This is a genomic window from Kitasatospora sp. NPDC048662 (assembly GCF_055587065.1).
This window is the reverse complement of the sequence record NZ_JBVJHA010000001.1, coordinates 955,190-968,576: the sequence shown is the minus strand read 5'-3', so window position 1 is coordinate 968,576 and position 13,387 is coordinate 955,190. Positions and strand designations below refer to the sequence as shown.

Annotated in this window: 14 protein-coding genes and 2 tRNA genes; 3 read left to right on the top strand and 13 right to left on the bottom strand. The window is 71.3% G+C overall.

Translation table 11 applies throughout. The features are described 5' to 3' along the window. The first annotated feature begins 62 nt into the window (after nucleotides 1-62). Nucleotides 63-2,093 carry a Stk1 family PASTA domain-containing Ser/Thr kinase gene (gene pknB / locus ACZ6R9_RS04680; protein ID WP_380480210.1) on the top strand — a complete coding sequence of 677 codons (2,031 nt, stop codon included), beginning with the start codon at nucleotides 63-65 and terminating at the stop codon, nucleotides 2,091-2,093. A 69-nt stretch (nucleotides 2,094-2,162) separates the two neighbouring features. Here pknB and ACZ6R9_RS04675 read toward each other — a convergent pair whose 3' ends face one another. The 5 genes from ACZ6R9_RS04675 to ACZ6R9_RS04655 all read right to left on the bottom strand — a co-directional run bounded on the left by ACZ6R9_RS04675 (nucleotide 2,163) and on the right by ACZ6R9_RS04655 (nucleotide 5,518). Then, nucleotides 2,163-2,858 carry a class E sortase gene (locus tag ACZ6R9_RS04675; RefSeq protein ID WP_465536516.1) on the bottom strand — a complete coding sequence of 232 codons (696 nt, stop codon included), beginning with the start codon at nucleotides 2,856-2,858 and terminating at the stop codon, nucleotides 2,163-2,165. A 57-nt stretch (nucleotides 2,859-2,915) separates the two neighbouring features. Beyond that, a complete protein-coding gene (locus ACZ6R9_RS04670; protein ID WP_465536515.1) occupies nucleotides 2,916-3,860 on the bottom strand; it encodes a class E sortase in 945 nt (314 codons plus the stop codon). Nucleotides 3,861-3,864: 4 nt separating this feature from the next. Continuing rightward, complete coding sequence (locus tag ACZ6R9_RS04665; RefSeq protein WP_380480215.1) at nucleotides 3,865-4,527, bottom strand: aminodeoxychorismate/anthranilate synthase component II; 663 nt, start codon at nucleotides 4,525-4,527, stop codon at nucleotides 3,865-3,867. Nucleotides 4,528-4,580: 53 nt separating this feature from the next. Continuing rightward, nucleotides 4,581-4,751, bottom strand: coding sequence for a hypothetical protein (locus tag ACZ6R9_RS04660; RefSeq protein ID WP_014137037.1), 171 nt, complete (start codon nucleotides 4,749-4,751; stop codon nucleotides 4,581-4,583). An 89-nt stretch (nucleotides 4,752-4,840) separates the two neighbouring features. Continuing rightward, nucleotides 4,841-5,518, bottom strand: a complete 678-nt coding sequence (locus ACZ6R9_RS04655; protein ID WP_380480217.1) for a DUF881 domain-containing protein — start codon at nucleotides 5,516-5,518, stop codon at nucleotides 4,841-4,843. Between the two features lie 247 nt (nucleotides 5,519-5,765). Here ACZ6R9_RS04655 and crgA point away from each other — a divergent pair, with 247 nt between their 5' ends. Continuing rightward, entirely contained in the window at nucleotides 5,766-6,020 is a 255-nt protein-coding gene (gene crgA / locus ACZ6R9_RS04650) for a cell division protein CrgA (RefSeq protein WP_380480219.1), read from the top strand. 312 nt (nucleotides 6,021-6,332) lie between these two features. Here the strand turns inward: crgA and ACZ6R9_RS04645 are convergent, their stop codons facing one another. Together ACZ6R9_RS04645 and ACZ6R9_RS04640 are read right to left on the bottom strand one after the other, a co-directional pair. Continuing rightward, the gene (locus ACZ6R9_RS04645) at nucleotides 6,333-7,142 is read right to left on the bottom strand and encodes a rhomboid family intramembrane serine protease (protein WP_465536511.1); all 810 of its coding nucleotides are present in this window, start codon (nucleotides 7,140-7,142) and stop codon (nucleotides 6,333-6,335) included. 223 nt (nucleotides 7,143-7,365) lie between these two features. Then, the gene (locus tag ACZ6R9_RS04640) at nucleotides 7,366-7,893 is read right to left on the bottom strand and encodes a peptidylprolyl isomerase (protein ID WP_465536509.1); all 528 of its coding nucleotides are present in this window, start codon (nucleotides 7,891-7,893) and stop codon (nucleotides 7,366-7,368) included. A gap of 167 nt (nucleotides 7,894-8,060) precedes the next feature. Between ACZ6R9_RS04640 and ACZ6R9_RS04635 the strand changes: the two genes are divergently transcribed. Continuing rightward, nucleotides 8,061-8,930: a DUF5324 family protein gene (locus ACZ6R9_RS04635; protein ID WP_465536507.1), complete on the top strand. Its 870-nt coding sequence runs from the start codon at nucleotides 8,061-8,063 to the stop codon at nucleotides 8,928-8,930. A 96-nt stretch (nucleotides 8,931-9,026) separates the two neighbouring features. Here the strand turns inward: ACZ6R9_RS04635 and ACZ6R9_RS04630 are convergent. The 6 genes from ACZ6R9_RS04630 to ACZ6R9_RS04605 form a co-directional block, all read right to left on the bottom strand. Beyond that, nucleotides 9,027-9,099 (bottom strand) — tRNA-Ala (locus ACZ6R9_RS04630). A 108-nt stretch (nucleotides 9,100-9,207) separates the two neighbouring features. Continuing rightward, the gene (locus ACZ6R9_RS04625; protein WP_014137031.1) at nucleotides 9,208-9,336 is read right to left on the bottom strand and encodes a DLW-39 family protein; all 129 of its coding nucleotides are present in this window, start codon (nucleotides 9,334-9,336) and stop codon (nucleotides 9,208-9,210) included. A 266-nt stretch (nucleotides 9,337-9,602) separates the two neighbouring features. Further along, nucleotides 9,603-10,577, bottom strand: a complete 975-nt coding sequence (locus tag ACZ6R9_RS04620; RefSeq protein WP_465536505.1) for a hypothetical protein — start codon at nucleotides 10,575-10,577, stop codon at nucleotides 9,603-9,605. 292 nt (nucleotides 10,578-10,869) lie between these two features. Beyond that, nucleotides 10,870-10,943, bottom strand: a tRNA-Ile gene (locus tag ACZ6R9_RS04615). A gap of 16 nt (nucleotides 10,944-10,959) precedes the next feature. After that, the gene (locus tag ACZ6R9_RS04610; RefSeq protein WP_465536503.1) at nucleotides 10,960-12,333 is read right to left on the bottom strand and encodes a class I SAM-dependent methyltransferase; all 1,374 of its coding nucleotides are present in this window, start codon (nucleotides 12,331-12,333) and stop codon (nucleotides 10,960-10,962) included. 224 nt (nucleotides 12,334-12,557) lie between these two features. Next, the gene (locus ACZ6R9_RS04605) at nucleotides 12,558-13,262 is read right to left on the bottom strand and encodes a DUF3566 domain-containing protein (protein ID WP_465536501.1); all 705 of its coding nucleotides are present in this window, start codon (nucleotides 13,260-13,262) and stop codon (nucleotides 12,558-12,560) included. Nucleotides 13,263-13,387 lie beyond the last annotated feature (125 nt).

Below are 13,387 nucleotides of genomic sequence, written 5' to 3'. Positions count from 1 at the left end.
ACAGAGCGTGCGGGGACACTACGTCATATCCTCACCGACCGGTGGGGGAGAGGGTCGGAGATATGGAAGAGCCTCGTCGCCTAGGCGGCAGGTACGAGCTCGGCGGCGTCCTCGGACGCGGTGGCATGGCCGAGGTGTACCTCGCCCACGACACCCGGCTCGGCCGCCAGGTCGCAGTGAAGACCCTCCGTACCGACATGGCCCGCGACCCCTCGTTCCAGGCCCGGTTCCGCCGCGAGGCGCAGTCCGCGGCCTCGCTCAACCACCCCGCCATCGTCGCCGTCTACGACACCGGTGAGGACTACATCGACGGGATCTCCATCCCGTACATCGTGATGGAGTACGTCGAGGGCTCCACCCTGCGCGAACTGCTGCACACCGGGCGGCGGCTGCTGCCCGAGCGCGCGCTGGAGATGACCATCGGCATCCTGCAGGCGCTCGAGTACTCGCACCGCGCCGGCATCGTGCACCGCGACATCAAGCCCGCCAACGTCATGCTGACCCGGCAGGGCAACGTCAAGGTGATGGACTTCGGCATCGCCCGCGCGATGGGTGACGCCGGCATGACGATGACCCAGACCTCCGCGGTCATCGGCACCGCCCAGTACCTCTCCCCCGAACAGGCCAAGGGCGAGACCGTCGACGCCCGCTCCGACCTGTACTCGACCGGCTGTCTGCTGTACGAACTGCTCACGGTGCGCCCGCCGTTCGTCGGCGACTCCCCCGTCGCGGTGGCCTACCAGCACGTGCGCGAGGAGCCCGCCCCGCCGTCCGCGTACGACCCCGAGGTGCGCCCCGAGATCGACGCGATCGTGCTGAAGGCGCTCGCCAAGGATCGCGACTACCGCTACCAGTCCGCCGACGAGATGCGCGACGACATCGAGCGCTTCCTCGACGGCCTCCCGGTCGCCGCCGCCCAGCAGGCCGCCTACGGCGCGGGCGCGGCCGGCTACGGATACGACCAGGGCGGGCAGTACGACCCGTACGGCCAGACCAACATGCTGCCCCAGCAGGGCGGCCCCACCACCATGCTGCCGCCGGTCGGCCACCAGCAGCCCGCGCAGTACGGCGGCTACCAGGACGGCAACGGTGGCGGCGGCTACGAGGACGACGGCTACGAGGGCCGGGGCAGCCGGCGGCGCGAGGAGCAGCCGAAGAAGAGCAACACCTCCTGGATCATCCTCGCCGTCGCGGCGGTGCTGGTCCTGGTCGGCGCGTTCTTCGTGGTGCAGTCGATGGTGAAGACCGGCGGCTCGAACGCCAAGACCACCGTCCCGAACCTGATCGGCAAGACGCTCCCCGACGCGGAAGCCGCGGCGAAGGCGCAGAACAGCTCGCTCACCGTGGCCACGGGCGACCCGATCGCCTGCCCCGACACCAAGATCCAGAAGGACCAGGTCTGCACCCAGGAGCAGGCCGCGGGCACCGAGATCGCCACCACCGGCAAGATCACCGTGCACCTGTCCTCCGGCCCCGCCCAGATCGACGTCCCCGACGTCACCGGCCAGACCAAGGACGCCGCCACCGCGGCGCTGACCGGCAAGGGCTTCACGGTCACCGTCAACTACAGCAACGACGACAAGGTCGAGCAGGACAAGGTCATCTCGCAGTCGGTGACCGGCAAGGCCGCGACCGGAACCTCCGTCACGCTGGTGGTCTCCTCCGGCCAGCAGAAGGTCACCGTGCCGAACCTGATCGGCCAGTCCCAGGACAACGCGACCCAGGCGCTCGCCGACCTCAACCTGACGGCGAACGTGGTCACCAAGGTCGTCGGCCCCACCGAGCAGGCCAAGGTCGGCCAGGTCATCGGCCAGGACCCGAAGGGCGGCCAGGTCGCCAAGGGCACCAAGGTCACCCTCACGGTCGGCAAGCTGGCCGACAAGGTCTCCATGCCGATCGTGGCCAACAAGACCTACAAGCAGGTCGTCGCGGACCTTCAGAAGCTCGGCCTCAACTCGGTGGTCGTGTCGGGCCCGCAGGACGAGAACGCGATCGTGATCGGGAGCGACCCGCCGTCCAACCAGCCGGTCGACCCGAGTATCCCGGTCAAGCTCTGGACCAGGGCCGGCGACAAGACGCCGGCCACACCCTGACCGGCACCGCACAGCGTGAAGGGGCCGCACCGTCCAAGGACGGTGCGGCCCCTTCGCGTTGACGGTGAGTCAGCGGATCTCGGGCGGCGGGGTGCGGTGGGCGTCCATCGGATCGACCCGGACCAGCTTGGCCCACACCGCCATCCGGTAGCGCGAGGTGTACACGGGCGTGCAGGTGGTGAGCGTCAGGTACCGGCCCGGGCCGGTGAACGGCGAGCCCTCGGGGACGGGCGCGACCACACCCACGTTGTACTTGGAGGTCTGCTGGAGCGTCCCGGCGACCCGGTACACGTACCAGTCGTCGCGGGTCTCCACCACCACCGGATCGCCCTCGGAGAGCCGGTCCAGGTCGTGGAACTTCGCGCCGTGCCCGTCCCGGTGCGCCGCCATCGTGAAGTTGCCCTCGGCGTCCCACGGCATCGCCGACCGGTACGGCTCCTCGTACACCCCGGCGACGCCTTCGTTGAGCACGTCCGTGCTGGTGCCCATCCGGATCAGCGTCGTCCGGTCGTCCTTCTCGAACGCCGGCACGTGCAGGAAGCCCACACCATCCCCCGCCCCGTACTCCGGGGCGGGGGCCGGGGCGTCGGACCCCGGCGAGGTGACCGCCGGGGCACTCCAGGCCTGCCGCAGCCTGTCCCCCTGCCGGCTCGCGGCCCGGGCGGCCACCACGTCCGTCCACCAGAGCGAGTAGCCGACGAACAGCGCCAGCACCAGCCCCAGGGTGATCAGCAGCTCCCCCACCAGACCAAGGGCCGCGGCCACCCCTCCGCGCCGTCGCCCGCCCAGATCGGTTGTGCCCATGGTGCCGTGCCTCGCTGCTCAGTGTTGCCCGGTCAGCGCCTCCGGCTGGCCCTGGCTCCTCGGCCGTTCGTCGACCATCTTGCCAAAGACGATGAGCCTTCCCCGGGCACTGAACTCCGGCGTGCATGTCGTCATGGTCAGGTAGCGGCCCGGTCCGGTGAACGGCGAACCCTTGGGCACCGGCTGAATCACCGTCACGTTGCTCGGCGGGGTCTCCGGGATGCCGCCCGCCACCTCGTAGGTGTAGTAGGACGTCGCCGTCTCCACCACGATCTTGTCGCCCGGCGCGAGCTTGCCGATCTCCCGGAACGGCTGGCCGTGCGTGGTGCGGTGCGCGGCGACCGAGAAGTTGCCGGTCTGGTCGGAGGGCATCGCGGTGCCCGGATAGTGGCCGACCAGGCCCTTGTCGAGCACCTGCTGCTTGTTGATGCCTTCGGCGATCGGGTAGTTCAGGTCCAGCTTCGGGATGTGGATGATCGCGAAGCCCTGACCGGGTTCGAACTTGGCCGGTACCGGCGGCGCGCCGTCGGCCGACGGGGCGGCCGGCTGCTTCCACTGCTGTTCCAGCTTCTTGCCCGCGGCGTCGGCGGCGTTGTCGGCCACCACGTTGGTCCACCACAACTGGTAGGAGACGAACAGCAGCATCACCAGGCCGAGGGTGATGAACAGCTCCCCCACCACCCGGGCCAGCACCACCCGCTTGCGCTCCTTGGGCCGCGCCGGACGCGGGCCGGAGGCCCGCCCGGACGCCCGCCGCCGACCGGTGCCCGCCCGCAGCCCCACCGGGCCCTGGGCGCGCCGCTGTCCGGCCCGGGCACCCGGCCCGGGTATCGCGGCCGGATCCGGCCCGTTGGGCGGCAGCCGCAGCTGCAGGGTCTGTTCCGGGGCCGGCTCGTAGACACCCCAGCCGTCCGGCTCGCCCATCTCCTCGGGAACGCCCCGCTCCGGGCGCACGGCGGTCACCGGGTCAGCTCCGGCCGATCACCGGGGCGAGGCCGGACGAGCGGCCCACCGCCTCCGGGAACCCGCACTCGGCCAGCCAGTTGGCGAGCATCCGGTGCCCGCCCTCGGTGAGCACCGACTCCGGGTGGAACTGGACGCCCTCGACCAGGAGTTCACGGTGCCGCAGGCCCATGATCACCCCGCTCTCGGTGCGCGAGGTGACCACCAGTTCGGCGGGCACCGTCTCCGGCTCGACGGCCAGCGAGTGGTAGCGGGTGGCGGTCAGCGGCGAGGGCAGACCCTCGAACACCCCGCCGTCCTCGTGCACCACCGAGGAGGTCTTGCCGTGCAGCAGCTCCGGCGCCCGGCCGACCACCGCGCCGTACGCCACCGCGATCGACTGCAGCCCCAGGCACACCCCGAACAGCGGCAGCCCGATTCGCGCGCAGTGGTGCACCATCTCCACGCACACCCCCGCCTCCTCCGGCGTCCCGGGCCCGGGGGAGAGCAGCACCCCGTCGTAGCCCTCCTCGCCGTCCCTGACCCTGGCCTGAGCCACCGTCAGCCGGTCGTTGCGGACCACCTCGCAGACCGCACCCAGCTGGTACAGGTACTGGACGATGTTGAAGACGAAGCTGTCGTAGTTGTCGACCACGAGAATCCGGGGCGGGTGGCCGGCGGAGGTCATCGCTAACTCCTGGGGTGTGCGTGCGTCGAAGGGCGGACGGAGCCGGAGCCGGTTCAGCCGCCGGCGCCCTGGTCCACCGTCACGTTCCCGAAGGGGAGCAGCGGCTCGGCCCACGGGAACACGTACTGGAACAGGACGTAGACCACCCCGAGGACGAGCAGCAGGGCGATCAGCGCACGAACCGGCGCGGGGCCCGGAAGATGCCGCCAGATCCAGCCGTACATGGTGCTCCTCGATGCTCGGGTCGGCTCAAGCGTAGACGCCCACCCGCCTGCCTCAGGCGGGTATCGGCGCAACGGGCCGCCGTGGCGGCCTACTGGGCGGAGGCGGCCCGCAGATCGATCGATCCGGCGTACCCTGGCAGGCTGAGCTCGTTGCTCTCCTGGACCTTCCAGCCCAGCCCGTAGGCGGCCACGTAGCCCAGGTAGTTGCGGATCGTGGGGTCGGCGTCCACCGCGGCACGCAGCGAGTCGGTCCGGCCGACCGCGCGAATCACGTACGGCGGGGAGTAGACCCGGCCCTGCAGCAGCAGGGTGTTGCCGACGCAGCGCACCGCGCTGGTGGAGACCAGCCGCTGGTCCATCACTTGGATGCCCTCGGCGCCGCCGCGCCACAGCGCGTTCACCACGGCCTGGATGTCCTGCTGGTGGATCACCAGGTCGTTCACCCCGGGCTCGGGAACGCCCGGGATCCGGGCAGTGGCGTTCGGCGGGGCGTCGTCCAGCGTGACGGTCAGCCCCGGCCCGTGCAGCGCGTCCAGCCCCGCGGCCTGCTGCAGCGCGGTCAGCCGGGCCGCGTCGTCCGGGCTCTGCCCCTGCTCGCGGGCCAGCCCGTCGGCCCGGTCCTGGTCGGCGGCGACCTGCTCCTGGAGCTGCTGGTTCTGGGTGGAGCGCTGCTGTATGACGTCGCTGAGCCCCAGCAGCGAGTTGTCGGTGCGCAGGTCGGTCCCGTGCGCGGTCTGTGCGCTCACGTAGAACAGCAACCCGGCCATCGAGAAGACGGTGCAGGTCAGGGCACGTCCGACAATTCGGCCCCGGCGCGGGCGCGCGACCGGGCTCGGCGAAGAATTCGTGGAATCAGGCACCGTACCCTTATCTCCCTCAGACCCGGCGAGCCACTACGCTAACGGACGCCGGTGGCATGTGCGGAGCTCCGCGACCGTACGGACCGGTCCACACGTGCCACCCGCCCCCACTGACCACCTGCGCGGTCACAGCGCATCGACAGGAGAGCCCCTCGTGCCGAAGTCTCGACTCCGCAAGAAGGCCGACTACACGCCGCCGCCGACCTCCGCGACCGCCGTGAAGATCAGTTCCGGCCGGAGCTGGGTGGCACCGCTGATGCTGGTGCTGTTCCTGATCGGCCTGGCCTGGATCGTCAGCTACTACGTGACCAGCGGCACCTGGCCGGTCCAGAGCTGGGGCAACTGGAACATCCTGGCCGGTTTCGGCTTCATCGCGGCGGGCTTCGCCGTCTCCACGCAGTGGAAGTAGGGCCGGTGCCGCCCGCCGGGCGGTTCTCGGCCTGATGCGTGCCCCGCACCGCTTCGGCCTCCGGGCCGGGGCGGTGTTCGGCATGCCCGGGCGTCGCCTGCCCGGAGGCCGCCTGCCCGGGAGTCGGCCGGTCACGGAGCGTCCGAACGTTTATCCACAGGGTTGTCCACACTGGGGAAAACTTCCCCATGCCTGTGGATAACTCGCAACGCAGCAGGATAACGCGCGTAGATCAGGGAAATCCAATCGCCCGGCACGCCCCACCGCCCACCACCTGTGGACAGCTCACGCCCGGCCGCTGCCACCCGCGGATCAGCCGGGCAGACGGGCCATCCCGAGCAGCACCAGACCCAGGCTCACGGCCAGCACCGCGGCCGCCGTCAACCCCTGCACCAGGTTCCGGTGCGCCCGTGGGGCGTACATCATGCCCGCGCCGATGACGGTGCCCGCCACCAGACCACCGACGTGCGCCCGCCAGTCGATCATGCTGCTCAGCGAGAAGGTGATCACCAGGTTCACCACCAGCAGCGCGATCACCGGCTGCATCGGCACCCGGTTCACCCGGAACAGCACCGCGGTGGCCCCCAGCAGCCCGAAGATCGCCCCGGACGCGCCGACCGTGAACAGCTGCGCATGCGGCGGAGACAGCAGGAAGGACAGCGCGTTGCCGGCGATGCCCGCCACCAGATACAGGCCGAGGAACCGCACCCGGCCGAGCACCCGCTCCAGCTGAGGCCCGAGCACCCAGAGCGAGAACATGTTGGTCGCGATGTGCAGCAGCCCGCCGTGCACGAACATCGCCGTCACCAGCCGGTACCACTCCTGCGGCCCGTCGGCGATGCCGAACCTCAGCCCCGGCAACGGCGCCCAGCTGACCAGACCCAGCCTGACCTGCCACTGCCTGGACACGTACTCGGTCAGCAGGAACACCAGCAGGTTCAGGCCGATCAGCACCTTGGTGACCAGCGCACCGTCGCCGAGCGCCAGTATCCCGCCGAACGCCGTCCGCTGCCGGGGCTGCCGCTCGGCCGCGCCGCGCACGCAGTCCGGGCACTGGAAGCCCACCGAGGCGGGCACCATGCACTCCGGGCAGACCGGCCGCCCGCAGCGCGCACAGGACACGCCGGTCTCCCGCTCGGGGTGGCGGGGACACCGGGGCAGCCCGGATTCCTGGCCGTCCACGGGCGTCGGCCGCACGGGCTCCTCCGGAAGCATCGGCGCTGTCCCTCCATCAACGAAACGGTCCCGGTGCCGCCGCCGTGCGAAACGGGGCACCACCGGGACCGTCCAGGCTACTGCGCGCCGGAACGCGCGGCGCCGCCCCGCAGGGCGGCAGGGATCCGAATCAGCCGCGCGAGACGACGACCGACTCGATCACCACGTCCTGGACCGGGCGGTCGTAGGGCTTGGTGGTGGCGGTGGTGGCGATCGCGTCCACGACCTTCTGGCTGGCCGCGTCCACGACCTCGCCGAAGATGCTGTGCTTGCGGTTCAGCCAGATGGTCGGGGCCACCGTGATGAAGAACTGCGAGCCGTTGGTGCCCGGGCCGGCGTTGGCCATGGCCAGCAGGTACGGACGGTCGAACGACAGGTCCGGGTGGAACTCGTCGGCGAACTTGTAGCCCGGGCCGCCGGTGCCGTTGCCCAGCGGGTCGCCGCCCTGGATCATGAAGCCGTCGATCACGCGGTGGAAGACGGTGCCGTCGTACAGCGGCTTGGCGGCCACCTCGCCGGTCTCCGGGTTCTTCCACTCGCGGGTGCCCTCCGCCAGCTCGACGAAGTTGGCCACGGTCTTCGGGGCGTGGTTCGGGAAGAGCTTGACCACGATGTCGCCGCGGTTGGTCTTCAGGGTGGCGATGAGTTCCTCGGCCACGGGAGTACCTTCCTGTCTTTCTAGCTGACTATCCGAGGAATCATCCCATGATCGCCGCAGACGGCTCAGCCGAAGGTGCTCGGCAAAGAAGCGGGATGCATGATCTCCTATCAGGTGGAAAGGTGCATACCGGACAACACCGGACACCCGCCGAGAAGGAGAAGCCCGTGAGCCGTACGGACACCGCGCGCGAGACCGCCGCACGGGCGAAGGACGCCGTCGCGCCCTACGCCGCCTCCGCGAAGGAAGCCGCCCTGCACTACGCCGAGGAGGCCAAGCAGGTGCTCGGCCCCAAGCTGGAGGCGCTCGGCCCGAAGGCCGCGGCAGCCGGAGCACAGGCCCGCAACGGGGCCGGGCAGGCCGCGCACGCCGCCCGGGTGCAGTACGTCAAGCACGTCGCACCACACCTGGAGCAGGCCTTCTTCAGCCTCCCCCCGGAGACCCAGAAGGCCGCCCTGAAGGCCGTCCACCGGGCCCAGGAGGCCGCGCTCGCCGCCAAGCTGTCGGCCGGTCAGGCCGCCTGCCAGGCCCGGACGAACGTCGCCCCCAAGGTCGCCGAGACCTTCCAGGCCGCCAAGGAGAGCGTCGTCCCGCTCGCCCACGAGGCCCAGGCCCGCGGCGCCGCCGCGATCACCGCGCTGCACGGCAACGTCAGCGCCGCCGAGATCAGCAGCCTGGCCGCCAAGAACGCCAAGAAGAAGCGCTGCAACAGCTGGACGACCGGCCTCGCGGTGGCCGGCACCATCGCCATCGGCGCCGGCGTGCTGGTCTGGCAGTGGTACCGCAAGCAGAACAACCCCGAATGGCTGACCGAGCCCCCGGAGCCCGCCACCACCCCGCCCGCGACAGCCGAGGCGACCCGGCCCGGCAGCGCCACCGGCACCCCGGTCGGCGGGGCCACCATGAACGGCTCCGTCCCGCACGAGGAGCCGGAGGCCTCGGCATCCGACCCCGCCACGAAGCCGACCCCGCCGCCGGACACCCGGCCCGCCGACGACGACCGTCCCAAGCCGCACGACCCGCGCAAGCCGCACTGAACGCCCTGGACGCCGAACCCACCGGCGGCCGGGAGTCTCCGGACGCAGAACGGCCCCCGACCTTAGTTTCCCCGGTCGGGGGCCGTTCAACGACTGTGGAGCCTAGGGGAGTCGAACCCCTGACATCTGCCATGCAAAGACAGCGCTCTACCAACTGAGCTAAGGCCCCGAGCAATGGGCACTAGCCTACCCGCTCCCGGGCAACGCCCCACGCGGGTTTCGGACCGGCCCCGGCCTGTGCTCCGCAGGCCGGTCCGAGGAAGACTCGTGCGTCAGCTCAGCGGCCGGCCGGAACCGGGTCGGTCGCCTCGGTCCACAGGTCCTGCTCGGCGCGGTCCGCCTGGACCTGACGGTAGACAAAGAAGCCGCCGAGGGCGACCAGGGCGACCAGGAGAAGCTTCTTCACCGCGGGACCTCGTCCTTCTTGCTTGCTTGGATGTAAGAGTACGAACCAGCGGTCAGGCTGAAGACCGCCCTGGGGCCGATGATACACACCGGTAACCGGTTCAGAAGCGGCCCCCGCCACCGCCAACCGGCCGATCTGCAAGCGCCTTTGACGCTTCCCCACCAGTACGGTCATCGGACTGCGGGCCCGCTGCCTCCCCTACTGTCGACGCCCCGGGCCCGCCAACGGTTCCGAACCGCCGGCGGGCCCTTCGAAAGGCCCGCCGCCTACCCGGCCTGGCCGCGACGCCGCCTGCGCAGATGCGCGACATCCCGCCGGATCGCCAGCACGTGCTCGCTCAACGAATCCAACCGGGCACCGTGGGCGTCCAGCCGCGACTCCTGGCGGGAGACCCGCTCACTGATCGCGGTGATCACCATGCCCTGCGCCTCCAGCCGCCGGTCCACCGACCCGAGCGCGGCGGCCAGCTCGGCGACCACCCCCGGCAGGTCCTCCGCGGTGCAGCCGTACTCCGGCGGCTCCTCCCCCACCGGCGGATACCCCTCGAAGGGCTCCAGCCCGTCGATCCGCCGCCGCCAGGCCGCCACGGCCGGATCCCGCCGCACCGCCTCCTCCTCGTCCCACCGCAGCTCGCTCCACCGCTTCCACGGCGGGGCCGGGAACAGGTGGTGCACGGCCGGCGGCTCGGCCGCAGGCCGGGCGGCGCTCTCGACCAGGTCGAGCAGGCGACTGCGGACCTCGCGGGCGACCTCGCTGTCCCGCAGCAGCATCGCGACGTTCAGCACGGCGCGGCGGGAGTACAGCGCGACGCCGTTCCCGCCGCCCTGGGGGCGGCGGCCGACGGGGGCTTCAGGGGTGCTGACCTGCCAGAGGGACTCTTTGTCCCTCTGGTCCATGGGGTTGTCCACAGGGCCTGCGATCGGATCGCCCGCCTCCGCCTCGGACTGACCGCTTCGCAGGCCCGTGACCTGCCAGAAGTGCGGATTGCACTTCTGGTTCCCGAGGTTGTCCACAGCCTTGCGAATGGTGAACCCGTTGCTCTCCAACTCCGGCCGGTGACGCCGGACCATCTTGCGGATGGCGTACTCGCTGACCCCGAAGTAGTCGGCGACCATCCGCGTGGTGACGTGCAGCCCGTCGGGCAGCAGGACGAGGGCCTTGACCTCGTCGAGGACTTCGGTGCGCTCGCACAGGCCGCTTCGGAGCGTCCTGGACTCGAGCAGCGCGGCTTCCATGGACATGGGGATGCCTCACAGGGTGAAAGAAGACATGACGTGGGAACCGCCCAGTCGCCCGGGGCGGGCGGGGCCGGTCATCCGCCGGCCGGAGCAGAGGTCGCGCTGTGTCCTACGTCACCCAATGACCGGGTCTGTCGCCCGGCTATCCCCGACTTCACATCAGTTTCGAGTCAGCTCACCCTGTGTTGCCTCTGCGCACCCACTTCAACGAGCGGTGCCGGACGGAGGTTACGGCCGTTCGTGGGGGAAAATGTCGAAGGCCCCGATCACCTGGTGATCGGGGCCTTCGCGCCGGTGGGCCTAACAGGACTTGAACCTGTGGCCTCTTCCTTATCAGGGAAGCGCTCTAACCGTCTGAGCTATAGGCCCTTGCCGCACTGAAAGATTAGCGGACCGATGGCCGATCTCCCAAATCCGTATCCGCGGGCCCCGCCGGACGGCGCTGCTCAGCGGCCTCGGCGAGCCACTGGGCGCGGGTGGCGGGGAGGCGGGAGGCGCCCGCGGGGGTGGGGCGGACGGCGAGGATCTGGTTGATGCCGATGCGGTTCTGCTCGAAGGCGAGGGCGCAGGCGGACATGTAGAGACGCCAGACCCGCGCCCGGCCACGGCCGGCCAGTGCGGCGGCGTCGGGCCAGTGGGCCTCCAGGTTCGCGACCCACTCGCGGAGGGTGCGGCCGTAGTGCTCGCGGAGGGCCTCGACGTCGCGGACCTCGAAGCCCGCCTCCTCCAGGCGGGAGACGGTGGCGCCGACGGGGGAGAGCTCGCCGTCGGGGAAGACGTAGCGGTCGATGAAGGGGGAGAGCTGGTACTTCTCGCCGGGGTCCAGTGGGCGGCGGGCGATCTGGTGGTTGAGCAGGCGGCCGCCGGGGGCGAGCAGGTCGTACAGGTGGCGGGCGTAGACCAGGTACTGGGCCGAGCCGACGTGTTCGGCCATGCCGACGCTGGAGATGGCGCCGAAGGGCCCGTCGGGGATCTCCCGGTAGTCCTGGAGCCGGATCTCGATCCGGTCGGCCAGGCCTGCCTCGGCGACCCGCTCACGGGCCAGGGCGACCTGTTCGGTGGAGATGGAGACGCCGACCGCCCGGACGCCGTAGTGGCGGGCCGCGTGCAGGACCAGCGAACCCCAGCCGCAGCCGACGTCCAGCAGGCGCATGCCGGGGCGCAGGCCGAGCTTGCGGCAGATCAGGTCGAGCTTGGCCTCCTGGGCGTCCTCCAGGCTCTTCGCCCCGGGGGCCCAGTAGGCGCACGAGTAGACCATGGTGGGGCCCAGTACGAGCCCGTAGAAGTCGTTGCCGACGTCGTAGTGGTGGCTGATCGCGGCGCGGTCGCGACGGCGGCTGTGCAGCGGGCCGCGGCGGCTCCGGACCTCCTCGGGCGGGGGCGTGGGTGCCGGGCCGAGCGCGCCCAGGCGCAGGGCGGTGCCGAGCAGGCGGCGGCCGGGGGCGGCGAGGAGCCGGCGCGGGCCGAGCCGCAGGGCGCGGATGTCCGGGTCCTCGGCGAACGCGGCGACGGCGTCCAGCACCTCGTAGAGATCGGTGCCGGGGTCGAGTTCGAGGTCGCCGGCCACGTAGGCGCGGGCCAGGCCGAGCTCGCCGGGGGCCCAGATCAGGCGGCGCAGGGCCCGGCGGTTGCGCAGGACGAGGGTGGGGGCGCCCGGCGGGCCGGCCTGGGAGCCGTCCCAGATGCGTAGTCGCAGTGGGAGCCGACGGCCGATCAGGCCTTCGAGCGCTCGGACCAGTTGCTGTGCGTTCTCCGCCATCACGGACACCTCTCGACCGGCCGTACCCGTCCCGGGCCGCCCGGTGTCCGCTGTCGCGGCCGGTGGGCCCCGTGCTCGTTCGTGGCTTTCATTTGTCCATGCGGGGGCGGTGCGGCCTCTCCCGGCGCGCCGCCCGGTCACCCGATTGCCGCCGGGGACGGCGACGGGCCCCGAAGGCTTCAACAGCCTTCGGGGCCCGGGGAATTCCGCGAACTGACGTGGGGTCAGTCTTCTTCGGCGAGGGTGAGTTCGACGCCTCCGGTGAAACCGGCCGCGGTGTTGTAGATGAACGCGGCGAGGGTGGACAGCGCGGTCATCAGCACCACGTCGACCACCGCGATCAGGGTGGTGAACATCATGACCTTGCCGAACCCGATGTAGTCCATCAGGTTGAACGCGCCGGAGCTGTCGCTGCCGGTGACGTCCTTGAGGGTGCTGGTCAGCGAGTCGAAGACGCCGAGGCCGTCCAGGGTCATCCAGAGCACCGCGGAGGCGACGATGACGATCACGCCGACGGCCAGCGAGAGCACGAAGCTGACCTTCATGACCGACCAGGGGTCGGCCTTGGTGATCCGCAGCCGGGCCTTGCGGACCCGGGCGGTGCCGCCACCGCCGCCACCGCCGCCACCGCCGGCGGCGCCCGGTGCGGGGCGCTGGGCGCCGGGGGCGCCGCCCTGGGGGCCCGGGCCGGTGCGGGTGCCGCGCGCCGGGGTGTTCTGGCCCTTGGCGTACGTGGTGGGCTGGGAGAAGCCGGGCGGGCCGCTGGGGGCCGGCGGGTTCTGGCCGCCGTAGCCGGGCTGGCCGGCCTGGGGCATCACCGAGGTGGACGCGGCGGGGTTCTCGGGGCGCTGCGGTGCACCGTACGGTGTCCCGCCCGGTCCGCCCGACAGGCCGCCCGTGGCACCTCCAGCACCCGTGGCTCCGCTCACCGTGGTCCTCCCGAACCGTCCGCCAGGCCGATCGAACCGCCTGGTCCGTGTTGTGCTCGCTCCGCCTGCCCGGTTGGCCTGCGGTCAACCCGTGGTGCCCGCCCCGCCGGAAGCGGAACGGGCAC